The sequence below is a fragment of the Sulfuricurvum sp. genome, from assembly GCF_028688295.1.
Classification (GTDB): Bacteria; Campylobacterota; Campylobacteria; order Campylobacterales; family Sulfurimonadaceae; genus Sulfuricurvum.
This window is the reverse complement of sequence record NZ_JAQTYM010000115.1, coordinates 1-3,870: the sequence shown is the minus strand read 5'-3', so window position 1 is coordinate 3,870 and position 3,870 is coordinate 1. Positions and strand designations below refer to the sequence as shown.

The 3,870-nt window shown below is 43.1% G+C and carries 4 protein-coding genes; 1 reads left to right on the top strand and 3 read right to left on the bottom strand.

Annotated features, from left to right (window positions below):
* The coding region (locus PHR02_RS13230; protein WP_299992736.1) for a M1 family aminopeptidase at positions 1-1,036 on the bottom strand (1,036 nt) is incomplete at its 3' end.
* An 81-nt stretch (positions 1,037-1,117) separates the two neighbouring features.
* Here PHR02_RS13230 and PHR02_RS13225 point away from each other — a divergent pair.
* Positions 1,118-2,317 carry a hypothetical protein gene (locus PHR02_RS13225; protein WP_299992734.1) on the top strand — a complete coding sequence of 400 codons (1,200 nt, stop codon included), beginning with the start codon at positions 1,118-1,120 and terminating at the stop codon, positions 2,315-2,317.
* Here the strand turns inward: PHR02_RS13225 and PHR02_RS13220 are convergent.
* Together PHR02_RS13220 and PHR02_RS13215 are read right to left on the bottom strand one after the other, a co-directional pair.
* A complete protein-coding gene (locus PHR02_RS13220) occupies positions 2,298-3,407 on the bottom strand; it encodes a methyl-accepting chemotaxis protein (protein ID WP_299992732.1) in 1,110 nt (369 codons plus the stop codon). The genes PHR02_RS13225 and PHR02_RS13220 overlap by 20 nt on opposite strands.
* 11 nt (positions 3,408-3,418) lie before the next feature.
* Positions 3,419-3,805 (bottom strand): PAS domain-containing protein, encoded by a 387-nt coding sequence (locus PHR02_RS13215; RefSeq protein WP_299992730.1) that lies wholly within the window; start codon positions 3,803-3,805, stop codon positions 3,419-3,421.
* Positions 3,806-3,870: the final 65 nt, after the last annotated feature.

Below are 3,870 nucleotides of genomic sequence, written 5' to 3'. Positions count from 1 at the left end.
CATCATCCAGACGCTGTGTCAGAGGAGAATTCATATCGGCACTGAAACATTGATCCCTAAACACCGTAAGACCCTCTTTGAGCGTCAGCTCAAACCAGTTTCGGCATGTGATTCGGTTCCCCGTCCAGTTGTGAAAATATTCATGAGCGATAACGCTCTCTATCCCTAAAAAATCGGTATCTGTGGCTGTCTCTTCATCGGCTAGGACATAGTGGGAGTTGAAAATATTAAGCCCTTTGTTCTCCATCGCACCCATGTTGAAACTGTCCACCGCAACGATGTTATACACTTCCAGATCATACTCACGACCATAGGTGTATTCATCCCACTCCATCGACTTTTTGAGACTTCGCATCGCATGATGACATTTATCCTCATTACCTTTGTCACAATAAATCGCCAAATCGACATTTTTACCGCTAGCCGTCGTGTAAGTGTCAGTAATGGAGCCCAAATCTCCCGCGACCAGAGCAAAGAGATAACAAGGTTTAGGGATCGGATCTTCCCAAAGGGCGAGATGCTTGCCGCTATCTAGCACTGCTGTTCCTCGCAAATTTCCGTTGCTCAGCAGAATAGGACATCGTTCTTGTGAAGCGATAATTTTTGTTGTAAATTTCGTCATTACATCAGGACGATCGATAAAATAGGTGATACGACGGAACCCCTCAGGCTCGTTTTGGGTACACCATATACCGCCGGAGCGATAAAGCCCCTCTAACTCCGTATTCTCATCGGGATAGATACGGTTAATAATGCGGATTTTGGCACTATCACTATCCAGTGGGAGGATAAGTGCACTCTCTTCTAATCTGTACTTCGTCTCATCGAGGAGTTCATCATTCACCCAAATTAGCTCTAAATCGAGTTTTTCACCATCGAGTCGAAGCTCTGTGGCATCTGCGTTTTGACGACGGATCTCCATAATATTCTCAACCCTCGTTGATGATTCTTCGATGATAAATTCGAGGTTACACGTGACTATGGTATAGTCGCTCGGAGTGTAATCTTGATAATAAATAGTGTTATGGGTGTTCATTAGGTTCTCTTTATCTACTCTTTTTTGAAATAATACTCAAATTACGCTACACTTAAGACATTAAAATATAAAGCAACAACGATGCACAATAATTTATATCTCGCACGTCAGCCCATTTTAAGTCGTGCAGAGTCCATTATCGGATACGAATTTTTTTACCGCAACACCTACGGTGAGTGTGTGATCGATGATCCCAGACATGCTACCGCATCGGTTTTGGTCAATTTACTCAATCAAATCGGATCAACCTCGGCATTTGGTGAGACATTAGCCTTTATCAACACTGACGGACCGTTATTGCTAACTGATATCCTTCGCACCCTCCCCAAAGAGAGATTTGTCTTCGAGCTATCGGCATCCATGAAAATCAACGCCCGTATCCATGAAGCAATCCGCTATTTTCATGGATTAGGGTATCGGTTTGCTCTGGATAATGCATCTTTTAATCCACTCTATCTCGAAGCTTTTTCTACCCTCTTCCCCTATATCGAATATGCTAAATTTGACGTTACGCAAACTGATATTGAACAATTTTCTCACGCTCCAAACCCTTATGGACAAATGAAACTCATCGCCCAAAAGGTTGAATTTTATGAGATGGCCGAAGCGTATGAGCAACTAGGATTTGAGTATTTTCAAGGATTTTATTTTGCCCATGCTCATGTCATTACCCAAAAGCGAATTGATCCTCAGTACATGGATGTGATGGAGCTTTTTACCCTGCTGCAAAATGATGCGCCGATGGAAGAGATATGCGATTCGTTTAAATATCAGGGGATTATCGCCTTGCAGCTGCTGCAGTTTCTCCGTTCTGTTCATCCTGAATACCTCAAAGGGAGCCTCTCCATACGTGAGATGATCGAAAAATTCGGTAAAAGTGCCCTTATGCAATGGCTTCTGCTGATTATCTACTCCAAATCGGGGACGAGATCGATTGATGAGAAAAATCCTCACGCCGTTTTTGCCCAAAATAGAATCGATAAAATGGTCGCTTTACTGGAGATAATCACCACTGAGCCGACCCAAGCGCAACTTGAACAAATCCATTTGATCGCGATGCTCTCACTGTTAGAGGGGGTAATGAACGTACCGATGGAGTCGCTGCTACAAACCCTCCATCCTAGCCGTCAAATCGAAGATGCCCTTGTAACGCATACGGGGATGTTGGGGAGAGTGTATGCCGCATCTCTAAAACTAGAGACAGGCGATCTAAACGGAGCGGCAATTTTGCTCAAATCTTACGGGGTGACCCCCGATGAGATTAGCTCATTGCATCCATAGAGGTAAGAAGTTCATCCATTTTTTGATCGACCGTCCCCACATACTGGGTTAGATCCATCATCTCATCCATATTTTTGTTGAGTGATTCACTGTTATCGTTTATCGCTTGGATCAAGATATTGATCGTCGCAGAGATTTCAGCGAGAGATTTTTGAGTTCGCTCAGCAAGCTTTCGCACCTCATCGGCAACGACCGCAAAACCGCGTCCATGTTCACCTGCGCGTGCTGCTTCGATAGCGGCATTGAGAGCCAAAAGGTTTGTTTGATCAGCGATATCTCCGATCGTCACTAAAATAGCTTTTGTCTCTTGAGCATTGCCGACAAGTGATTGAAGGTTATTTGAAAGCTCATGTTCTTTGCCCGCAACACTTTGAATACGCTCAACGGTAGAATTAATCATCCCATTGAGTTCGATAAATTTGGTTGAACGTAGATCCTCAATGGTCGCTTTAAGGTTTTTGGTATTGTTATCCAAGACCTCTTTAGCTTCATTATTTTGCTGTTCCATTGATTCTAATGCTATTCCGAGATCATTAATTTTCGAGAGCATTATCCCCATTTTTCCCTCGACATTAACCGTCGTTCGCATGGAGAATTTCCCCTCACTCAACGCTTCTAAAATTTTTATAGCACAATCAAGATTTTTTTCGGTTGCATCCAACATTGTGTTCATGGTATTACGAAGAATATGAACGTGTGGCGTTTTCGTATCACTTCCAATACGGCATGCATAATGTCCCTGTCGTACTTTATCGGCTAACAGTACCATTTCACCGGCTACTAACGTATCATGTTGCAACATCTCTTCATGAGCTTTTGCTAATACATTGAGTTTCTCTTCACTGCTTCCTATTTTGGCATCCAATAACGTAAGACGATTACGCTTGAAGTGCATGAGCTGGAGGAAATTATCCAATTGTTTTTGAATTGCTTCATCCCCGGCTTGTGCACTTGTCATCAGCCACAATGCGACCAAGAGAACAACCACTATGGCACCGGCTAAAACAGCTATACTTTGAGCGACGACTCCTACTGACAAACCAAGCGTCGCAACTATGACTAAAATCGTTATTTTTATCGAGTTCTTCATGGTTGCTACCCTTAATTCATTGTTTTATAAAGACGTTCAGCTTCGGCGATCTCTTCACTTGATGCTTTACGCCGACACGACATGAACCCGCAACTTCCGCTACCACATGCGATGTTTGGATACACAGTAGCATAGACCCAATAATATCCTCCACTCTTAGTCGCATTTTTGACGTATCCCGTCCATACTTTACCACTTTTAGCCGTATCCCAGAGATCTTTAAAAGCAGCACGCGGCATGTCCCGATGACGCACAATACTATGTGGTTTTCCCACCAACTCCTCTAACGTATAACCAGCGATTTTACAGAAATCTTCATTGGCGAAAAGGATGACCCCTTTTTCATCCGTTTGAGATACCAGAAAATCGGTATCTTTTAGCACATATTCGCTTCCCATTTGATCACGCCCTTGCTAATATTTTTCTATTTACGGATAGTAATGCAATTGGTGTGCCAAAATGT